This window comes from Empedobacter sp. ULE_I140 (genome assembly GCF_053482575.1).
This window is the reverse complement of record NZ_JBQMTX010000001.1, coordinates 265,201-285,699: the sequence shown is the minus strand read 5'-3', so window position 1 is coordinate 285,699 and position 20,499 is coordinate 265,201. Positions and strand designations below refer to the sequence as shown.

The window sequence follows — 20,499 nt, the reverse complement described above, 5'->3', positions numbered from 1 at the left end:
TTTTTAAGTTAATTCACGAATCGGTTTTCTTTCAAAAATTTTGTTCCAAACAAATAATAAAGCAAGTATAATGACAAAAATGATCAATGTTGCAAGATTTGTCTTAGCCATTAAAGCGTGAATTGTAGCTGGAACGATAATCGATTTTGTTCGAATTGTTGAAAAAGTTAATACAAAAGAAAAAACAATGCACAATAACATAAAAATTCCAAAACCTCCAAACTGATCGAAATCTTTAAAAATAAATAAGTGCCAAACTGCCCAAAATATTCCCGTTATAATGCTTTTTATTATCCAAAATATATTGCCTAAAGCATCATTCAAATAACCTCGCCACGTATATTCTTCCATAATATCATAAAGCAACGTAACAGAAATAAAAATCGCTGCCCACAAATGTTTATTAATTCCGTAATCGTTATTTATCCCATAAATTGAATAACCAACGAGTAATATAAATGGAAAAATCAATGTTTTGAAACCTTCTTTTCCTAGAAGAGAGACTTCTTTTTTAACTTTAGAGAATTTATAGAAAAGTAAACTAATTAGAAAAATAATCAACCCATGATTCATATTCCAAGGCAGTTGAAAATCGACTAAACCTCCAAAAATCAATTGTAAAAAATTAGGACATTTACGAATCAGAAAAGTTCCGATTAATATCAATCCATAAAAAATAATTATTCTAACCCAATTTGTTTGCTTTATTTGATTTATAAAATTCATTTATTGCCACTTTTTATTTTGCTCTTTTTCCAAGATTTCTTTGGCTTTATTCTCTTCCCAACCAGAACCATACGCAAAAACTTTTACAGCATTTAGTGCAACGCCCAATCCCCAACCTAAAACTGGCCAATAAAACCACCAATGTCCATTATTTGTAACTAAATTCAGAATAAAAAAGAATAAACTCATTACAACATAAGTTCCTAAATGCGCATAAAACTTTTTCAATTCTTTTGCACGCTCTATTGCACGTAAATAAGCTTGTTGTTCGTCAAAATTTTGTGTATTCATAGTTGTATTTTTTTGTGTTAATATGGGAAGTTCTACACGAAATAGTTGTTCATTTTTTTCGATGTTCACTTCTCGGCTAGAAATTAATTGATAACGATTAATAATATTTTTCAGCCCAATTCCTGTCGAATCTTTAATGGTTTCTTTTGGTTGGAAAGAATTTTCAATTATCAAATAATTATCTTTTTTATAAATTTTAATTTTCAAAGGTTTTTGATCAGATACAATATTGTGTTTGATTGTATTTTCTAATAAAATCTGCAAAGAAAGTGGCACAATAAATTCGGTTTCAGAGAAAGTTATTTGTTCAATTTCGAAATCGATGCTATTTTCAAATCTTAATTTTAGAAGGTTGACATAGGTTTTTGCAAAATTTATTTCTTCTTGAATCGACACAACTTCTTTGTCTTTTTGTTCTAAAACATATCGATAAATCTTAGAAAGCGATGTTGTAAAATCTATCGCATTATCTGGATTTTCTTCAATCAAACCAGTTAAAACATTCAAACTATTGAATAAAAAATGTGGGTCTAATTGACTTTTTAAGGTTTCGAATTGTGCAGTTGCTGTTTCTGCTTTTGTTGATTCGATAACAATTTTACGTTCTAATTTATTTTTCTTTCGATCGATAATAAAGAATAAAAACAAAAAGAAAACCGTGATAACTGCAACTAAAAGATAATTGATCGATTGATCGTAAAAAATATATTTCTGCAAAAGGAGATTCGCAAACTCCACGAATACATAATACAATACCAACGTATAAATAATAGAACGTAAAAAATACTTTCTTAAAACTTTTTCTGGTTTAGGCGAATCTGGTACATCTATTCTATATTCATTAAAAATGCTTGTATTCACAAAAGATGCTGCAACACTGAACGAAAAATATCCGATAAAATATTTGATAGCTTCTGGATGAAAAAATTGATTGAATGATACATTTGGAGATGTAAAAAATATCACGCTATAAATCAAAACATTGATTACAAATAGAATCAAAATATTACGAACAATTAACTTTTTGTCAGAAACAATAATTCCTTCTAAGAATTTTAAAAAGACCAACCCTAAAGCAACAAATTTTAGAAAGTTTCCTGTTAACAAGCCTACTTCTACACCTAAATCAAAATTTGAATTATTTTGAAAATTAATTGTACTAAAATCAAATACATATACTAAAATTGCAAATGAAAATACAAATGAAAATAATCTCAAATATCCTTTATAATACTTATCCATATCAAGCAATCAAATTAATTAACCAAAAAATAATTTCGTGAATAAATTGTGCAACTAAAGCTATCATTATAGTACGTTTTTACATTCGTTATTCAACAAGGCTTCGGCACGATTTTTTCCCCATATCGGTTCATTATTTTTTGGCTTTTCAGCATTAAATAAAGCTAAAGATTTTTTTACATTTTTACAATCTTGTGTAATATCCATTCCTCTATATTTTGCAGCATTGATATTAAACTCAGCCAAACCTAAAACAGAACGCGGATTAGTTGGATTTAACATCAACGATTTTTGATAGATTTGTACTACTTCTGGATAATAAATTGCTCCATTTTGCATTGGATTCTGCACAATTTCTGCTGTTAAATACAAGGCTTTCAAATTGAGAATTTCTACATTTAATGGATTATTTCTGACTAAATCATCGATTTGAGTTTTTACATTCAAAAGAATTTTTTCATTTTTAGTAATATCTTTTGATTCGAACGTTTTCAAAACTTCAGAAAAAGTCAAGTAATATTTTGGTAACCATTCATTTGGATAATCATTTATTAATTGCTTAAAATTAGCTTCAGAAGAATGATTTCCTTTGTTCCATTCCGTTAAAGTTTTATTCATATCTGATTCAAAATTCTTTTGTGCAAAAGTTGATACAGTGAATAAAATTGCGATTGTTAAGAAAATTGTTTTCATCATTTGTGTTTTTTTATTTGTTGAGTCAAAGTTCTTACAAACACTTTTCGTTTGAAATTATATGTTACCGAATTGTCAATTTTTGAGGATGAGTTGTAAGAGCAAAAATAAAAGGGACAACTCAAAACTGAGATTGTCCCTTTTACTATTTAAAAAACTTGAAATTTATTTTCGTAATAATTCTTCGGAAATATTTTGCGTAGCTTCGAAAACTTCTTCTAAATTTTGATGCAAACCACCAAAGGCATATTTAGCTTGTCGTGCGTTGTTCAGCAACAATTTCCATTGTTCTACGGCTAATTCACTCACACCATTTTCAATCAATTTATTTGCAATCACCTCGTCAGAAAAATGAGCTAAATCTGTATTCGTTTTTAATAGCGCGGCATTACACAAAATATTTTCTTGTAATTGATAAAAATCTTTTTGGTCTTCAACGTTTATTTTTTGCTTCAATTCATCTAATTCAGCAGAAATTTGACTCGAATTTATCGTTGGTTTTTCAACCAAAGTAAACTTTTGGGTTTCTGTTTTTGGTTGGTATGATTCAAAATTATTTTGCTCGTTAAGAGGTTTTATTTTTGGTTCAATTTTTTGTTTTTGTGTCGGGTTATTTTTCTTTCTCATCAAAAATAAACTTCCAGCACTCAATGCAATTACACCACCAGTTAACCACAACCAACCGCTTTTTCCTTCTTTCACATCGTTCGTCATTTCTTCTATTTTATCAGAAATTGTCGAATCTGGTGAATTAGAAGCCACAGCCGTTGCAGAAGAAGTTTTAGAACCTGAAACAGACAAATTAATCGAATCTGATTTCAAGGTTACATATTTCTCTTTAACAGGATCGAAATAACAAAATTCTACAGGCGAAATCGTATATTCTCCTCCAAAATTTGGGACAAGAACTGTTTGCTCAGCAACTTTTCCTTTCATTCCTGTATCATAGGTTTTATATGCATCGCGTTTTTTCGGTGCGAATTTTTCTAAATTTTTTGGCGTCGTAATTTCAGGTAAATTAATCGTATTAAAGTTTCCTGTTCCAATAATTTCAACATCAAAATTTACACTTTCATTGGTTGCAACTTCTTTTTTATCAACCGAAGCGTTCATTTTAAATTGACCAACTGCACCGCTAAAATTCTTTGGCTTTCCTTCTTCTGGAAGTGCTTTTGCATTAATCACAACTGGATTACTACGCACTTCTACAGGCTCCGCTCCATACGTTGTTGGCAACACCACATCTACCGAAAACGGATCGATTTCTATCTTTCCTGGTTTTTGAGGAAAAACATAATAACGTGCAATTTCTTCGGAGAAATATTGTTTTCCTCCAACAATTTCTTGCTTGATATTTTCGGGAGAGCTTTTTACAATTTTTGGGCTTAATCCGTCTAAATTTCCTTGACGAAAGTTTTGTTTACGATTAAGATAAGATAAATCTTTTACGTATAATTTTACTGATAAACCAACTTGTTCGTTCACATAAGGATTCGTTTTCGAAACTTTACTTTGTAGAAAAACAGGCTGCGAAGTATTACTTCTAAAATTGTTGTGCGTCAACCCCGTTCCTTTCACTACAACATCGACAGGTTTCGATGTATAGGTTTTTCCATTAATCACAATTTTAGCAGCTCCAATTCGATATTTACCTTCTTTTTCAGCAACAAAAGCAAGGATAATTCCTTCTTCTATCACTCCTTTTCCATTCACATAAGAAACATTTTGCGAGCGTTGTTCACCTACAATTTGTAATCCATTATGTGGAGGATATTTCATTGGTTGATCAATCGAATAACTATCTGTATTAGATTCGATAAAAAAGCCCACGCTAAATGCTTCTCCTAAACTGACCTGTGTTTTATCTGCATCAGATTTAAAAGAAATTTGTTGTGCTAACGCTGTGATAGACGTTAAGGCAAACACTAAAAAGCTATTTAAAACGCTTGTCGTTGTCATTACCAATCCTTAGATGTTGTTGTTCGTTGTTTTTCTGCTTTTTGTTGAATAATTTTTCGTTGGGTTTTGGCTTCCTGATTTTGCAATGCTTTTAGCAAACCGTCTCCCAAATTATTCTTTGCATTATCTTGTTCTTTTCCGTCTCCATTATTTCCTTGTTTGATTTCTGGAGATTGATTATTTCCTTGTCCTTTATTGTTTCCATTTTCACCACCAGCTTTCGGGTTTCCTCCTTGATTTTGCTGTTTCTGCTGATCAGATTGTTGTTGTTGAGATTGATTCTGATTCTGATTTTGCTTTTGGTTATTTTGGTTTTGTTGATTCTGTTTATTTTGCTGCTGTTGTTGTTTTTGCTGATTATTTTGATCTTGTTTGTTTTGATCTTTATTATCCTTATTATTTTGATCTTTTTGTTTCTCACGTTCTTTTTCTAACATTTTTTTTGCTAATGCATAGTTGTAACGTGTTGCATCATCTTTTGGATCATTTCGTAAGGCTTGTTTGTAATTATCAACAGCATTTTGATAATCTTTTTCCTGCATAAAAGCATTTCCTAAATTGTGATAAGCCAAATGTTTATCATTATTCGTTTTAGATACTTCAGCAGAACGTTTGTAATGCGCTATACTTTCTTTGTAACGTTTTTGTTGAAATAAAGCATTTCCTAAATTGTAATTTGCTTTGACAGAAGTTGGATCTTCCATGGTAGCTTTCTTGTAGGCAACTTCTGCATTATCAAATTTTCCTTTTTGATAATACTCGTTTCCTTCAATAATGTAGCTTTTCGCTTTCGATTGACTATAACCAAAAACGGATAAAAGCATTATTCCTAAAAATCCTATTTGTTTTAAAAAGTACATCATTTTACCATACAAACTTACTATTTCTTTTTGTTAAAAATCTTATATTCAGATGTTAATAATTCCACAAAAAGTAAACAAACCGCAACCGCTAAAAACCACTGATAAATATGATTCATATCTCTTGTTGTAGAGTTAGCAATTTCGTTTTTATCTAATCGGGCTTTATACATTGATAATGCGGATAATGCATCTTGCGTATTATCCAAATGAATGTAAGTTCCGTTTGTATCTTGTGCCAATTTGCGAAGATTTTTATCTTCTAATTTTGTAATAACTATAGAACCTGTTTCGTCCTTTTTATAGTCTTCGGCGTAGCCATTGTAATACATCGGAATTGGAGCTCCTTTATCTGTTCCAACACCAACTGATACAATATGAATTCCGTTATCTTTTGCTATTTTAGAAGCTTGATTAACTGTATTTTCGTTGTCTTCTCCATCCGAAATTAGTACAATTAATTTACTTGTATTCGCCGATCCTTTGAATGTTTTTGCAGCTTCCTGAATCGCATTTAAGTAATTTGTCCCTTGGCTCGAAATTAACTCAGTATTAACATTTTGCAAATAACTTTCGATTGCAGCATAATCATTTGTCAATGGAGAAATCGTGTAAGCATTCGCTGCAAACGCAACCAAAGAAGCTCTATCTCCTCCTAATTGATGTAATGTTTCTGTAATTAATTTTGTTGCTTTTTCTAATCGCGAAGGAGCAACATCTTGTGCATTCATCGAACTTGATAAATCTAACAAGAAAACCATATCAATTCCTTCGCGCTTTACTTGCACATCTCGTTCACCATAAAGTGGATCCATCAATGCAATTACCATTAAAAATAAAGCCACACAAAATGCAATGATTTTGAAACCATAACGCTTTGAAGAAGTGATTGGAAAAACAAATGGAAACAGTTCTTTATCTGCAAATGTTTTCTTTACACGTTCGCGCCATTGAAATACTGTTATCGATAGAAAAATAACGACAAACAATAAAATCATCAACCAAATATTATGTAATTCTCCCCACTGCATTAGATTAATTCTTTAAAAACGGTTCTTCGTAAAATGGCTTCTAATACCAAAATAATGAATGCAGGCAATAAGAATCGTGCAAACAATTCGGTATAATTATAATATTTGACTTCGTTAATCTCTGTTTTTTCAAGTTTATCAATTTCGTTATAAATGTTTTTCAAACTTTCATTGTTTGTTGCACGGAAATATAAACCTCCAGTTTTATCTGCAACTTCTTCTAACAGTTTTTCGTCAATTTGTACAGGACGCATCTCAAAAACGTAATCACCTAACATATCGTAACCAACAGGCATAGGCGCCATTCCGTTTGTTCCAATACCAATTGTATATACTTTTATCCCTTTCTCTGCTGCAATATCAGCGGCTTGTCTCGGTGAAACATACATCAAATCTCCAGAAGGATTTACACTTTCAACACCATCTGTAATCAAAATAACTACTTTAGATTTTGCTTTACTATTTTTAAGATGATTAACAGCTGTTGCCAAACCAACTCCAATTGCTGTTCCATCAGCTAAACTACCAGAATGTAACATTTCGATTTCTTGTATCAAAACATCACGATCTGTTGTTAATGGAACACGTGTCAAAGCTTCTCCAGAATATTCGACCAAACCAACTCTGTCCGTTTTTCTTCCAAGTGAAAAGTCTTTTGCAACTTCTTTTAACGCTGTTAAACGATCTGGTTTCAAATCGCGCGCTAACATACTCAATGACGTATCTACAGTCAATAAAATATCAACTCCTTCGTCCGATTTTACTTTTGTCGTAACATCTACATAACGTGGACGAGCTAAAGCAACAATGCACAAAACCATTGCGATAATTCGCATCAAAAATAAAAGTGGTTTGTACGTCGCTAACGAACTTTTTGCACCTCCAAATGCTTTGAGCGAAGGTAATTTTAAGGATGCTTTTTTCTGGCTCGTTTTGCGAATTTCTCTGAAAATAAAGAAAGGCAAAGCAAGCAATAAGAGTAAGATCCAAGGATTTTGAAACTCAAAATTTAGCATTCCTAATTGTTATTAAACTGTTTATATTTTTCTCCCGTCACTTGATCTTTTTTCAAATCTTCGTTCTCCGGAATTTCTAATGGTTTTACACGATCTACAAATTCATCTACCCAATTTCGGTGCGAAGTATTTGTCGGTTCATCAAACTCTTGTTTTGCGAATTTTACCAAATCAGCATCGAACAAAAATTGTTTAAATTTCTGTACATCTTCTGATAAAACATCTGGTTTTGTCGCAACATATTTTACCAAATCATCCGACAAAATTTCTAATGCCGAAAAGTTGTAAATACGTCCTAAATATCGTCTTACAATAAATGATAATTGCGTATAATATTCTTTTTGTTCACCACGTTTCAAATATTTCTTAGCATCCAAGGCTTTCAAACTTGCTTTCGCTTCGTCATATGGTGTTTTGTATGAATCTTTACCAGATAATTTCGATTTTGCGCGAACATATAATACAACCAAAACAATTCCAATGATAAATAAAATCAAGGCAATAATGCCGTACAACCAATATTTATTCCAATAATCTCCAATAGAATATTCTTCTTCCATTACAGGTTTTATCGGGAAAATTGCATTTTTCGTTGTATCAACTGCAATATCTTGAATATCAATTTCGAGTTGTTTTGTTGTTAAATCTTTTCCATTTTTCTGAATAATAAATGACGGAATATTAAATTTACCTGCATCATATCCAGTCAATTCTAAATGTTGAACAATTTCAGATTTTCCATCCGTTTTTACAGTGTCAATTTTTTGACCTAAAACTTCGATGTGATGATTAATTGAATCTGAAATCGTAGGAAAAACAATTTTATCTCCTTCTTTGTAATCAACTTTTACTTCATATTGGATTGGCTCGCCAATTTTGATTGTCGTGCGATCTAATTTTGGCGTAATGTCTTGCGCAAACGAAAATTGAAGGATAAAAAAACTTACTAAAAGCAATAAATTCTTCATTAGGCTTTATGACTTTTAAAGTAGTTTAACAATGGGCGAACATAATCTTCGTCGGTACGAATACTGATTGCGCCTGAATGATTTTTCTTGAAAATAGATTGATAACGTTGATCTAAATCGCGGTAATATTGTGCATATTGTTGACGCAATTTCTTCGATGAAGTATCTATCAAGCGGATTTCGCCTGTTTCGTTATCTTGCACATGAACCAAACCTACATCTGGAAAAGATTGTTCTTTTTCATCATAAACTCTAATTCCAGTCACATCATGTTTTTTTGCCACAATTCGCAATGCTTTTTCGTAATCAGAAGAATCAATAAAATCTGAAAGAATAAAAACATTTGATTTTCGGCGAACCAAATTCATAAATGTTTCTAACGTTGCTGCTAAATCAGTTTTCTTACTTTTTGGCTCATACGAAACAATTTCTCTCACCAAACGCAACACATGTTGTTTTCCTTTTTTGGGTGGAATAAATTTCTCCACTTGATCCGAATATAATATCAAACCAACTTTATCATTATAGGTAATTGCCGAAAAAGCCAATGTAGCGCTCAATTCAGCAATCGTTTCCATTTTAATTTGTTTTCGTGTTCCAAAGTTTTCAGAATTCGAAACATCAACCAATAAAAACATGGTTAATTCTCGTTCTTCTTCAAAAACTTTTACATAAGGTTCGCTATATCGAGCCGTTTTATTCCAATCGATATTACGAACGTCATCACCGTATTGATAAGGACGAATTTCACTAAAAATCATACCTCTTCCTTTGAATGAACTGTGATATTCACCCATAAAAAGGTTGCTCGCTTTACGCTTGCTTTTTAGCTCAATACGTTTTACACGTTTGATGATTTCTTTTGCATCCAAAGTTTAAATGATTTTGAATAGTGGTTTAAGGAACTGGAACAACATTAAGAATATTGTCTATAATTTCTTCTGGCGTAACATTTTCTGCTTCTGCTTCGTAGCTAATTCCGATACGGTGACGCAACACATCTTTTGCCATTGCACGTACATCGTCTGGAATAACATAAGCGCGTTTGCGTAAAAATGCATACACTTTTGAAGCTTGTGCCAAATTGATCGATCCACGAGGCGAAGAACCAAACGAAATCATTGGAACCAATTTTTCTAATCCAACTTTTTCTGGAAAACGAGTCGCGAAAATAATATCCAAAATATATTTTTCAATTTTTTCGTCCATATAAACTTGTTTCACCATTTCGCGCGCATCCAACAATTCTTGAATAGAGATTACTTTCTCAATTTTTGGAAAAGATTGATTAATCGAATTTCTTAAAATCAAACGTTCTGCTTCAAATTCTGGATAAGTAATGACCGTTTTCAACATAAAACGGTCAACTTGTGCTTCTGGCAAAGGATAAGTTCCTTCTTGTTCCACCGGATTTTGAGTCGCCAAAACCAAGAAAGGTTTTTGTAACAGATACGTTTCGTCACCAATTGTTACTTGACGCTCTTGCATTGCTTCTAACAAGGCAGATTGTACTTTTGCAGGCGAACGGTTAATCTCATCAGCTAAAACAAAATTGGCGAATATTGGTCCTTTTTTGATTCTAAAATCGTTTTCTTTTACATTATAAATAAGTGTCCCCACAACATCGGCAGGTAACAAATCTGGTGTAAATTGTATACGAGAAAAAGATCCATCAACAGCATCAGATAATGTTTTAATAGCTAATGTTTTTGCTAATCCAGGAACACCTTCTAATAAAACGTGTCCATTTCCAAGTAATCCGATTAATAGACTTTCAATCATTTTTTCTTGTCCAATAATCGCTTTATTTATTTCCGATGTCAACCTTGCAATGCTTTCGCTTTTTGCTTCTATTTGTTGGTTTAGTTGTTGTATATCCAAAATTTCGTTGAAATTAATGTTTATATTATTGATTCAAATTTCCTCTAAAATTAACAAATACAATTGATTTAGAAATTAAAACTTTCATACAATATTGTTAAACTTTGTTAAGACAAAAGTAGTGTACCAAACGTTTTGATTATTATTTTCAGTAAAATTTTTCCAAGACTTACAAACTATTTATAAACAATAAACGTTTCTAAATAATATTTCTTTAAATGATTATACAATAACTATTTAAAGAATATTTATATTTTGCTGAAATTTATTAAAACTATTATGAAAAACTATTTATTATTAATCATTATTGTACTCGGTTCAAACATTTATGCTCAAAAAGAGAAAGTAAAATCTGGTACTGTCGATTTCTTAAAAGGACAATCTAAAATGAAAGTTATTTTTGACTATTCAAATCTAAAAATTAATGCAGATAGCATTACAGAAGCAGAATATGTTCAAAAAAAGATTGTTGATCTAAATGGCAAAAATGCTGGAAATGGAGATATTTGGAATGATAAATGGACTGGTGCAAAAGAGTCTATCTGGGAACCAAAATTTATGGAGTTATTAACTAAATATGGTGCAAAATCTACTGGAATTTCATTCTCTGAAAACGCTACAGATGCTCCTTACACAATGATTGTTAAAGTTGATTGGATTTATCCAGGTTGGGATGCATTTGTAATGAAACAAGCTGCAAAAGTATCTACAACTATTACTATTGTTGATTCTAATAATTTTGAAGATAAAAAATTTGTTGTCAATTATAAAGAAGCTCCAGGAACTCAATTCGGTAATAATTATAGTGATGAATCGAGAATTGGAGAAGGGTTTGCAAAAACTGCTAAAACTTTTTCTAAAATGTTAGAGAAAAAAATAAAATAATCTTTCAAAAAAAATACATCAAAATCCATTCTTTATCGAATGGATTTTTTTATTCAATAAATTTGACAACTTTGTTAAAAAATTTAATAAATCCTTGATTTCACCGATACTTAACACTCGTTTACCTCAATATTTTTGACGTCTTTTTTTTGTGTTGCAACTTTGTTTCAAGAAAAATGAAAAGAATATAATTCTAACATTTAGTTGTAAACAAAAACATAGATTATGAAAAAAGCATTTTTATTAGCAAGTATAATGATGGTTATGGCAGTTTCTGCTCAACAAAGACCACAACAAGGTGAACGATCTGGAAATAGAAAAGAGCAAAGAGAACGCCCAACTGTAGATCAACAATTAAAAAAATTTGATCAATATAATTTGAGTTCTACTCAAAAGAAAAAAGTAAAATCGTTGTTAGAAAGTAGAGATTCTGACATGAAAAAAGAATTTGCGAACAGAGACAAAAATTCTACTCAAAAAGGAGAAAGAGGTTCTCGACCAGAAAAAGGTACAAACGATTTTGATATTAAATTAGAGAAAATTTTAGACAAAAATCAGTTCAATCAATACAAACAAGATCGTGAAAAACGTATGAAATCTGATAAATTTAGTATGCACAAAAAACGTGATGCAAAAGGAAATAGACATTCGTCTAAATGTGCATAAAATCATAAAAAATAGGGTTAACCTATAAATTTTGATGGTTAACCTCTATTAATTTAAATTTTGAAAGAATATTTTAAAATTTGTATGAGTTTTAAAATTATTATTGAATAGCACAATGTGTTATTTTATTTCATAAGTAAGTTTTTTTAAAGTAGTTTTTAAAATTCATTTTCATTCAATTATCAAGTGAAAAGCGAGCTAAATCGGCTCGCTTTTCTTTTTTTATTCTTCTGGCATTGCTTGCCATTTTTTATAAAGATTAATGATGAAATAAAAACTTATTAAATATAAAATTGGATTGATGTAAAGAAAAATTTTTGCAAATTCTTGTAACATCAATAATTCTTTATTTGTTTGTCTAAACTCATAAATATTCATATGTTTATTTGCTTCATATAACATTTCTTCACGCAAATCTGTGTAAAAACTAAGCATCACAATTCCAATAAAAATATTGGTCGCAACAAACCAATTAAGATTAACACCTGTCAAAACTTTATATTTTTTGGAACGTAAGCCAATTAGTGTAATCACTATAAATGCAATGTAAAAAACAAATAAAATAATATAAGGTGTGAATTGTGTATAACCAATACTCGCATCGATAGAAATTCCGAAAACGCTTCCTAAAATTGCCAAAATTCCTGCGCCAATTAATGAAATTAACCAAACTTTGAACGAACTAAATCTGAATGTAATGATAAGAACGGTAATAACTAAAGCGATTAGTAAATAATACTGAATATGTTCTAACCAAGTGGAACTATATTTCGAAAACTCAATATTTTCATACACTTTGTTTAAACTTGATTGGTTGATATAATCATTCAGTTTTTTATCTACAGTTTGATAAGGATCAATATAATTCAATTTATGATCAATGAAATAATATGGATATTGAGGCAAATAATCAATCCAATTTTTATGTTTGAACTGATAACCAATTTCTTGCTTTTTTAATAAATCGGTATAATTATTCAATAAATTTTCAATTACTTTTCGATCATTTTTTTGCAACAAAGCAATCCATTGTTCATCATAAAATTGATGATTTAAAGTAGAATCTTTCGGATTGTTAAAAACCAAAAAACTATAATTATACAAACTTGCTAAGTTGTAATAAACATCTGGTTTTCCAGCAGAATTTAATGATACTGCAGCAGAATCGACAACAGCATAAGTTGAATCTACAGCTGCTGTAGTAGGATAGTCCATTTCTTCTTGAAATGAATCTGTAGATGAATTATTCTTTTTTAGAGGTTGATACGTTTGATTAAAATTAATTTTAGAATAACTAAATCGCTCCGGAAAATAATCTCTTAATAAGGTTTCAAATTCAGGATTTCTGAAATACGGATCCAAAAAAGCATCATATGAGTATGTTGGATTTTTTCTTAAATATTCTCTCTTATTTTTTTCATATAATTCTCTTGTTTCTTTTTCCAAAACCAACGAATCAAAAGCTGGAACAGACAAATTTTTCGAATAATTATCGTATCCAAAATTTGGTTGCAACGTAAAACCTTGCGTTCTATTTATAATATCGATATCTTTCAAATATTGTTCTTCGCTCATATAATTTGAAACACGAAATTTAAGACCAGTTTTGAACGAATTTGGTACATAAAACATCAAAAATATAATGAAGAAAACGGCCAAAAATTCTTTGAATAAATAATTTCTTGAGGTTGGATAATTTGATTTGAAACGATTATTTTTTATATAGAAATACAACCAAATAACGCCGATAATGACACCAATTAATAGGTAATAAATTGCAATTCCTGAGTTGAAAAACACTTCATAAAGTCCAGTTTCTTGCAGTTGAGATTTTTTAGTAAAAAACAAAAAACCATTGATAAATGCAATCAAGTTGAAAACTAAAACCGTCAACAAAATCCAAATAAATTTCAGATTCCAAATCAATGGATATTTGGTAATTAAAGTTTGATTTATTTTTTTGAACATAGTTGGTTGGTTTTAATTGACAAAAAAGCGACGACTTGATTTCGAAATATCTCGAATATATTTTACTTTCAATAATGATTTTCCGATTTCAGACAAAATCATATTCATTGAAATTTCATCATCAAAATATGCGATATATGATCCTCCATTGAATTTTATCTGTTTAATTTCGATGTTAGATAAAGCTGTTAATAACTCTTCTTTGGTATTTTCAACATCAATTTCAACAATCGTAAAATCACCTTCCAAATCATTTGTATCTCCTTGTATTTTAAGCTTTCCTTGCTCTAAAAAGAGAACTTCTGTCGATACTTTTTCAACTTCGTACAATTGTTGAGAACTCAAAATAACACCAAAAGGATTTCGGATTGATTGTGATAAAAATTTCAAATCTTCAAGAATAATTTGTTGTGCCAAAATATCTAAATTAGCCAAAGGCTCATCTAACAACAATACTTTTGGACGACGCAATAACGTTCGCGCGAGCTCGAATCGCATTTTATAACCAGACGACAATTGTCGCCATTGCAAATCCTTGTAAGGCCAAAGCCCCAAACGCGCCAACATAACATTCGCTAATAACCTATTTTCTTCGTTGTAAATATCATAACATGTCAAGGTAAATTGCAGATTTTCCATCAACGAACCATATAAAACTTCGATTCGTTGCGGCACATAAACTAATTTTGTTTTCAGCTCAAAACTAAACGGTTTTGCTTTAGAAAAATGATAAATTATTTCGCCAGAAGTTGGTTTCAATTCACCACAAATTAAACGTAATAAAGTCGTTTTTCCATTTCCATTCTCTCCAACTAATCCAACAACTTCTCGTGATTTCAAATCAAAAGTAATGGGATGGAGTTTAAAATTTCGACGATGATAAGCTTTTTCAACATTGTTGGTTGATATCAATGTTTCTTCTTTCTGAAAGGGAGGAGGAGAAGCTTGTTTTAACTTTTCCACCAATTGTAAAGCCTGCGTTATTTTATTTTCGTTCGTAGAATTTTCGGTGTAATAAAGATCCGAATAGGAGATAATCTCTTTGTAAAAAGATTTCTCACCCAAATCCAACACGCAATCAATTAATCGGCGATAGCCCAAATCAAGATCATTGTGCTGCAAATGATTTTCTACTTCGTTTAGTCGTTGGTTAAATTCATTCATAGATTGATTATTAAATCATTACGAATATAACAATCCTTTTCTATAAATAAAATGGCTAATTGTAGGGAGATTTCAGTTTCAACAATTTTTGATAAACTTTCTTAATTACTTTTTAATTCATTATTTATCAAGTTTTTATAATTAACAATTTTAACTTTATTAAATCAATTTAGTTCTAAAATCATCATTATTCACAAGTTTTAATAAAGTCTATTCATAACTTTTTAATTCATTTATATTGAATAGTTTACTATTAACAATTTGAGTAATTAATCAAGCTATAAACATTCTTTTTATAACTCAGTTGAAAAGTAGTTAATTTATTAAATAACAAGTGATTACTATTAACAATTTTAGAATCATTGAGATTCCTCCTAACGTTGGAATGGCAGAAAATTTGATGCTAAAAAAAAATGTCATTCTGAACGAAACGACAGCAAAGTGAAGAACCTAATCATTAAGATGAGAAGTTGAAATAAATTCAGCTTAACAATTAAGACAAAAAAAGTCGAGCAAATGCTCGACTTAATTTTTTACTATTTTAAGTATTTTTTTCCTTTTCTTATTTTAAAATCGCAGCAACTCCTGGTAATTCTTTACCTTCCAACGATTCTAACATTGCGCCACCTCCTGTAGAAACGTAGCTTACTTTGTCGTCGTAACCAAATTGTTTTACGAAAGCAACAGAATCTCCACCACCAACAAGCGAGAAAGCGCCGTTTGCCGTAGCTTCAGCAATTGCATTACCTAAAGCAATAGTTCCTTTTGCAAAATTTGACATTTCAAAAACACCTAAAGGACCATTCCAAAGAATTGTTTTCGAATTGTTAATTACATCTGCAAAAACTTTTGACGATTCTTCACCAACATCCATTCCCATCCATCCATCAGGAATTTGATCCGAAGGAACTGTTTGTGTATTTGCATCATTACTGAAATTATCAGCAATTACATTGTCAACCGGTAAATAAACTTTTACATTATGTTTTTCACATTCAGCCAAAATTTCTTTCGCTAAATCTAATTTATCATCTTCTACCAACGAATTTCCAATTTTTCCTCCATTTGCTTTCACAAATGTATACGTCATTCCACCACCAATAATCAAGTTATCAATAACTGGTAAAATATTGTTGATAATCGTAATTTTAGAAGATACTTTAGCTCCTCCAAGTACCGCTGTTACAGGTTTTTCTCCGTCTGATAACACTTTGTTAATAGCTGTTAATTCTTGTTCCATTAACAAACCAAAACATTTATTTCCCGGGAAAAATTCAGCAATAATTGCAGTCGAAGCATGTGCGCGGTGTGCTGTTCCGAAAGCGTCATTCACATAAATATCTCCAAATTGAGCCAATTCTTTTGCAAAGTCTTTATCTCCAGCTTCTTCCTCATTGTGGAAACGAACATTCTCTAATAATAAAACTTGGCCTGGTTTTAGATTACTTACTTTTTGTTTCGCATCATCGCCAATAACATCATTCGCAACGATCACATCAACGCCAAGAATTTCTGAAACTTTTGATGCAATATGTTTTAATGAATATTTATCATTGAATTCGCCTTTAGGACGTCCCAAATGACTCATTAATACAACAGCGCCACCATCTTTCAATATTTTGTCGATCGTTGGTTTTACAGCTCTAATACGTGTATCATCTGTCACATTTAAGTTTTCGTCTTGCGGAACATTGAAGTCAACACGAATCAATGCTTTCTTGTTTTCGAAATTGTAGTCGTTGATTGTTTTCATATTTTGATTTGAAATTTTGAACTACACAAAAGTAATCAAACTTTCATTTTGAGACTTAAAATCATTCAATACAATTTTCAACTATTAACAATTCATAATAATATATATAGTTTAATTAATTTTTAAATTTTAAAAAAAGAAAAATATGTTACTATTATTAGCACTGTTAATATGTGGATAACTATAGTGAGATAAGTTTTATTTAATAGCAATTAACAAGCTATTATTTGTAATTTTGTTTTGTAATGAAAGAGTTAGATATTCTATCAACAATTTATCATTTTGGTTGATAAACAACTTTTGTTAAAAAGAAGTTTTGTGAAAACTATTCATAACGGTGTGTAAATCTTTTATGCCAAAATGAAAACTTTTACTTGACTTGTATTGATTTATTTCTAATTGATTTTTTGAATCAGATTTCCAAATTTTTCTCTCGAAAAGTTATTAGTTTTATTCAATCATCTTTTAACAAGTTGTTACTTTTACTTAACATTTGATTTACAATTATTTAAACAAAAACAACAAAAACACCTGTTAATTAAATGAAAATTGCAATCGGAGCGGACCATGCTGGGTTCGATTATAAGGAGAAATTAGTACCCTTTTTAACAAGTCAAGGATTTGAGGTTGAGGATTTTGGTACGTTCTCAACAGCGAGTGTTGATTACCCTGATTTTGCACACCCAACGGCACAAGCTGTAGAAGATGGAAAAGCAGATTTCGGAATTTTGATTTGTGGTAGTGCGCAAGGCGTTACAATGACTGCAAATAAACACCAAGGAATTCGTGCTGCATTATGTTGGATGACGGATATTGCCAAGTTAGCTCGTCAACACAATAATGCAAATGTGTTAACTTTACCTGCACGCTTTATTGCGTATGACTATGCAGAAGAAATTGTGAATACATTTTTAGCAACAGAATTTGAAGGTGGTCGTCACCAAGGACGCGTAGATAAAATTGCTTGTTCATACAACGGATAATTTTATACATCTATTATAAGATATAAAATCGGTCAATTCGTTAGAGTTGACCGATTTTTATTTTAAAAATTAAATTTAAAACTATTATAAAGTTTAAATAGTTAAGTATAAATAATATTTTATATTTAAAATTAAATATTTTTAAACCAATTTAAGTCAATAGTATATTTATTGATTTTAGCTGTTCTACTTTTACATCAGTTAAAAAAACAAATCATTTAAAGATTAAAAAGATGAGCAGAGCATTATTACGTAGAGAACAAGCAATCTCTTTTGTAAAAGAAGAATTTTCGAAAGGATTACAAAAAGAATTAAACATTATTCCAGTTTCTGGACCATTGGTAGTTTTGGATGGAACAGGTATTAATGATGATTTGAATAGTATCGAAAGACCTGTAAAATTCCCTATAAAATCTTTGAATGATAAAAATGCGGTAGTTGTACATTCTTTGGCAAAATGGAAACGTATTCGTTTGAAAGAATTAGAAATTGAGCCAGGCGAAGGAATTATAACAGATATGCGCGCTTTGCGTCCAGACGAAGATTATTCGCCAATTCACTCTATTTATGTGGATCAATGGGATTGGGAAAAAGTAATTGTGCCGCAAGATCGCCAATTGGATTATCTTTTTTCGACAGTAAAATCGATTTATGAAGTTATTAAAAAAACGGAGCAAAATGTAGAAGCAAAATATCCACAATTGAAAGCTGTTTTACCAGAACAAATTACATTTATTTCGTCTGAAGATTTATTACAGAAATATCCAACTCTTACGCCGAAAGAAAGAGAAAATGCAATTTGTAAAGAATTTGGAGCTGTTTTTATTTACGGAATTGGAGGAGAATTGAGTAATGGAGAATTACACGATGCACGTGCTGCTGATTATGACGATTGGAGTACAGAAAACAGTGCTGGTTTTAGAGGTCTTAATGGTGATATTTTAGTTTGGAACCCTGTTTTAGAATCTGCTTTCGAGTTATCCTCGATGGGAATTCGTGTAGATAAAGAAGCTTTGACCAAACAATTAGAAATTAGAGATTTTTCGGATCGTAAAAATTTATTATTTCACTCGATGTTGTTAGATGATCAGTTAACAGAATCAATTGGAGGTGGAATTGGACAATCTCGTATGTGTATGTTTATGTTGAAATCTCGACATATTGGCGAAGTACAAGCGAGTATTTGGGACGGAAAAGTAAAAGAAAAATTAAAAGAAGAAAGCATCGAATTATTATAAATGAAAAAGCAGTTTCAAAGTCTTGAAACTGCTTTTTTTGTATTTTATATCGAAATTAACAATGTTTATAACTGTTGATAAAGGTTGTTAATTTATTTTAATTCAGTAACTTAATAAGTGTAATAATTGTTGATTAAGAAATTCTTTCATTTTTCTTCACAATAAAACTATCATAGAATTTTTTGAAACCATGATGATTAATCAAATAGAAATATTTAGGAAATAATCGATTCAATTCGTATTGAATTTGTTTTGGAAATTTAGACTTTCTTAAACTGCGATTAATCTGAATTTGCGTTTCTACTGGAGCTGGTTTAACAAGCGATGGAAGAAGGTTGTAAATTCTTAAATCAAATTCCCAAGCATGCTGCAAATCACAATCAATTGGACGTTGAATCATAGGTAGTGGCGTTTTAATTTTATTCAAAAATTTTTCTGCGGCCTTTCTTGTCCAAATGGCTGCAATTGTTGTGATTGGAATACTCGTTCCACAAGCACCAATAATGTATTTATTATTCACATCAGCAATTTTTATATGTTTTCTTTTTCCGTTAAATAGCTTCAAAACATCCCATTTATGCTTGTTAGAAAGTTCTTCATAATTAGAAAGAGCATGTTCTACAGCAGATTTAAAATCATCAACCAAAATTGCATCATCTTCTATAATCAAAGCAAAATCATTTTCAGAAGCCAAAAAAGTTTCTAGCGTTTTCACATGACTCAAATAACAACCAATTTCTCCAGGAACTAAATCGCGGTCATATTTATTTTTTATTTTATAGGTTGACGAATCCAAAGTTTTGGCATCTACAGCAGAAATTCTTTCGTAAGTAATCTCACATTTTTCGAATTCTTTTTGCATCAATTCAAGCCGATCCGTAGCTCTATCAAGGTTAATCAAGTAAGTTTGATATAATGGTTTAGTTTTCATTCAATTAATTATCAATGTAAAAATAGCTTTTTTGGCTCAATTTTCGCAATAAATCAAAACGTTACAAGTAATCTTATCCTTTCCGTAACATAGAATTGGCTGTAAAATGTTATTTTAGAAAAAGGATATATTACCTTTGCAGTGGTTATGTTGTTTATTAACATCTTATCAATAGTTATTAAAAATAATTTAATAATCAAATAATTAAGATGTTTATTTATTAACTATTTTAAAATAAATCTCG

18 protein-coding genes are annotated in these 20,499 nt (G+C 30.5%); 4 read left to right on the top strand and 14 right to left on the bottom strand.

The genetic code is table 11. From position 1 onward, the window contains the following. Positions 1–3: 3 nt before the first annotated feature. From ACTS9J_RS01340 to ACTS9J_RS01295, 10 genes are all read right to left on the bottom strand, one after another. Entirely contained in the window at positions 4–726 is a 723-nt protein-coding gene (locus ACTS9J_RS01340; RefSeq protein ID WP_260509601.1) for a CPBP family intramembrane glutamic endopeptidase, read from the bottom strand. Beyond that, positions 727–2,259, bottom strand: a complete 1,533-nt coding sequence (locus ACTS9J_RS01335) for a histidine kinase (protein WP_448352742.1) — start codon at positions 2,257–2,259, stop codon at positions 727–729. A gap of 66 nt (positions 2,260–2,325) precedes the next feature. After that, positions 2,326–2,952, bottom strand: a complete 627-nt coding sequence (locus tag ACTS9J_RS01330) for a hypothetical protein (protein ID WP_286495653.1) — start codon at positions 2,950–2,952, stop codon at positions 2,326–2,328. Positions 2,953–3,117: 165 nt separating this feature from the next. Then, positions 3,118–4,911: a BatD family protein gene (locus ACTS9J_RS01325; RefSeq protein WP_291047418.1), complete on the bottom strand. Its 1,794-nt coding sequence runs from the start codon at positions 4,909–4,911 to the stop codon at positions 3,118–3,120. After that, positions 4,911–5,774 (bottom strand): tetratricopeptide repeat protein, encoded by an 864-nt coding sequence (locus ACTS9J_RS01320; RefSeq protein WP_114998633.1) that lies wholly within the window; start codon positions 5,772–5,774, stop codon positions 4,911–4,913. Before ACTS9J_RS01320 ends, ACTS9J_RS01325 begins: the two co-directional genes overlap by 1 nt. A gap of 17 nt (positions 5,775–5,791) precedes the next feature. Continuing rightward, the gene (locus ACTS9J_RS01315) at positions 5,792–6,802 is read right to left on the bottom strand and encodes a vWA domain-containing protein (RefSeq protein WP_125350569.1); all 1,011 of its coding nucleotides are present in this window, start codon (positions 6,800–6,802) and stop codon (positions 5,792–5,794) included. Next, a complete protein-coding gene (locus ACTS9J_RS01310) occupies positions 6,802–7,818 on the bottom strand; it encodes a vWA domain-containing protein (protein ID WP_291047415.1) in 1,017 nt (338 codons plus the stop codon). Before ACTS9J_RS01310 ends, ACTS9J_RS01315 begins: the two co-directional genes overlap by 1 nt. Before the next feature lie 2 nt (positions 7,819–7,820). After that, on the bottom strand, positions 7,821–8,786 hold the full coding sequence (locus ACTS9J_RS01305) for a BatD family protein (RefSeq protein WP_448352741.1): 966 nt from the start codon (positions 8,784–8,786) through the stop codon (positions 7,821–7,823). Next, positions 8,786–9,658: a DUF58 domain-containing protein gene (locus tag ACTS9J_RS01300; RefSeq protein WP_286478586.1), complete on the bottom strand. Its 873-nt coding sequence runs from the start codon at positions 9,656–9,658 to the stop codon at positions 8,786–8,788. The genes ACTS9J_RS01305 and ACTS9J_RS01300 overlap by 1 nt, the downstream gene beginning before the upstream one ends. Positions 9,659–9,683: 25 nt before the next feature. Beyond that, positions 9,684–10,685, bottom strand: coding sequence for an AAA family ATPase (locus ACTS9J_RS01295; protein WP_407932366.1), 1,002 nt, complete (start codon positions 10,683–10,685; stop codon positions 9,684–9,686). 261 nt (positions 10,686–10,946) lie between these two features. Here ACTS9J_RS01295 and ACTS9J_RS01290 point away from each other — a divergent pair, with 261 nt between their 5' ends. Together ACTS9J_RS01290 and ACTS9J_RS01285 are read left to right on the top strand one after the other, a co-directional pair. After that, a complete protein-coding gene (locus ACTS9J_RS01290; protein WP_038336180.1) occupies positions 10,947–11,552 on the top strand; it encodes a hypothetical protein in 606 nt (201 codons plus the stop codon). Positions 11,553–11,777: 225 nt separating this feature from the next. Continuing rightward, complete coding sequence (locus ACTS9J_RS01285) at positions 11,778–12,218, top strand: hypothetical protein (RefSeq protein WP_291091787.1); 441 nt, start codon at positions 11,778–11,780, stop codon at positions 12,216–12,218. A 222-nt stretch (positions 12,219–12,440) separates the two neighbouring features. On the opposite strand, the gene ACTS9J_RS01280 is transcribed toward ACTS9J_RS01285, so the two are convergent. The 3 genes from ACTS9J_RS01280 to ACTS9J_RS01270 form a co-directional block, all read right to left on the bottom strand. Then, positions 12,441–14,186 carry a hypothetical protein gene (locus tag ACTS9J_RS01280; protein WP_448352740.1) on the bottom strand — a complete coding sequence of 582 codons (1,746 nt, stop codon included), beginning with the start codon at positions 14,184–14,186 and terminating at the stop codon, positions 12,441–12,443. A gap of 12 nt (positions 14,187–14,198) precedes the next feature. Then, the gene (locus tag ACTS9J_RS01275) at positions 14,199–15,350 is read right to left on the bottom strand and encodes an ABC transporter ATP-binding protein (RefSeq protein WP_219034082.1); all 1,152 of its coding nucleotides are present in this window, start codon (positions 15,348–15,350) and stop codon (positions 14,199–14,201) included. A gap of 562 nt (positions 15,351–15,912) precedes the next feature. Continuing rightward, a complete protein-coding gene (locus tag ACTS9J_RS01270; protein ID WP_448352739.1) occupies positions 15,913–17,103 on the bottom strand; it encodes a phosphoglycerate kinase in 1,191 nt (396 codons plus the stop codon). A 542-nt stretch (positions 17,104–17,645) separates the two neighbouring features. On the opposite strand from ACTS9J_RS01270, the gene rpiB reads away from it, so the two are divergent. Further along, a complete protein-coding gene (rpiB, locus tag ACTS9J_RS01265; protein WP_286495664.1) occupies positions 17,646–18,086 on the top strand; it encodes a ribose 5-phosphate isomerase B in 441 nt (146 codons plus the stop codon). Between the two features lie 233 nt (positions 18,087–18,319). After that, positions 18,320–19,324, top strand: coding sequence for an aspartate--ammonia ligase (gene asnA, locus ACTS9J_RS01260; protein ID WP_038336194.1), 1,005 nt, complete (start codon positions 18,320–18,322; stop codon positions 19,322–19,324). A gap of 133 nt (positions 19,325–19,457) precedes the next feature. On the opposite strand, the gene ACTS9J_RS01255 is transcribed toward asnA, so the two are convergent. Next, the gene (locus tag ACTS9J_RS01255; protein ID WP_286495666.1) at positions 19,458–20,255 is read right to left on the bottom strand and encodes a glycosyltransferase family 25 protein; all 798 of its coding nucleotides are present in this window, start codon (positions 20,253–20,255) and stop codon (positions 19,458–19,460) included. Positions 20,256–20,499: the final 244 nt, after the last annotated feature.

Excerpts from the sequence above, each read along its gene's own strand:
- ACTS9J_RS01340 (WP_260509601.1), bottom strand. The coding sequence starts at position 726 with ATGAATTTTATAAATCAAATAAAGCAAACAAATTGGGTTAGAATAATT.
- ACTS9J_RS01335 (WP_448352742.1), bottom strand. The coding sequence starts at position 2,259 with ATGGATAAGTATTATAAAGGATATTTGAGATTATTTTCATTTGTATTT.
- ACTS9J_RS01330 (WP_286495653.1), bottom strand. The coding sequence starts at position 2,952 with ATGAAAACAATTTTCTTAACAATCGCAATTTTATTCACTGTATCAACT.
- ACTS9J_RS01325 (WP_291047418.1), bottom strand. The coding sequence starts at position 4,911 with ATGACAACGACAAGCGTTTTAAATAGCTTTTTAGTGTTTGCCTTAACG.
- ACTS9J_RS01320 (WP_114998633.1), bottom strand. The coding sequence starts at position 5,774 with ATGATGTACTTTTTAAAACAAATAGGATTTTTAGGAATAATGCTTTTA.
- ACTS9J_RS01315 (WP_125350569.1), bottom strand. The coding sequence starts at position 6,802 with ATGCAGTGGGGAGAATTACATAATATTTGGTTGATGATTTTATTGTTT.
- ACTS9J_RS01310 (WP_291047415.1), bottom strand. The coding sequence starts at position 7,818 with ATGCTAAATTTTGAGTTTCAAAATCCTTGGATCTTACTCTTATTGCTT.
- ACTS9J_RS01305 (WP_448352741.1), bottom strand. The coding sequence starts at position 8,786 with ATGAAGAATTTATTGCTTTTAGTAAGTTTTTTTATCCTTCAATTTTCG.
- ACTS9J_RS01290 (WP_038336180.1), top strand. The coding sequence starts at position 10,947 with ATGAAAAACTATTTATTATTAATCATTATTGTACTCGGTTCAAACATT.
- ACTS9J_RS01285 (WP_291091787.1), top strand. The coding sequence starts at position 11,778 with ATGAAAAAAGCATTTTTATTAGCAAGTATAATGATGGTTATGGCAGTT.
- ACTS9J_RS01280 (WP_448352740.1), bottom strand. The coding sequence starts at position 14,186 with ATGTTCAAAAAAATAAATCAAACTTTAATTACCAAATATCCATTGATT.
- ACTS9J_RS01275 (WP_219034082.1), bottom strand. The coding sequence starts at position 15,350 with ATGAATGAATTTAACCAACGACTAAACGAAGTAGAAAATCATTTGCAG.
- ACTS9J_RS01270 (WP_448352739.1), bottom strand. The coding sequence starts at position 17,103 with ATGAAAACAATCAACGACTACAATTTCGAAAACAAGAAAGCATTGATT.
- rpiB (WP_286495664.1), top strand. The coding sequence starts at position 17,646 with ATGAAAATTGCAATCGGAGCGGACCATGCTGGGTTCGATTATAAGGAG.
- asnA (WP_038336194.1), top strand. The coding sequence starts at position 18,320 with ATGAGCAGAGCATTATTACGTAGAGAACAAGCAATCTCTTTTGTAAAA.
- ACTS9J_RS01255 (WP_286495666.1), bottom strand. The coding sequence starts at position 20,255 with ATGAAAACTAAACCATTATATCAAACTTACTTGATTAACCTTGATAGA.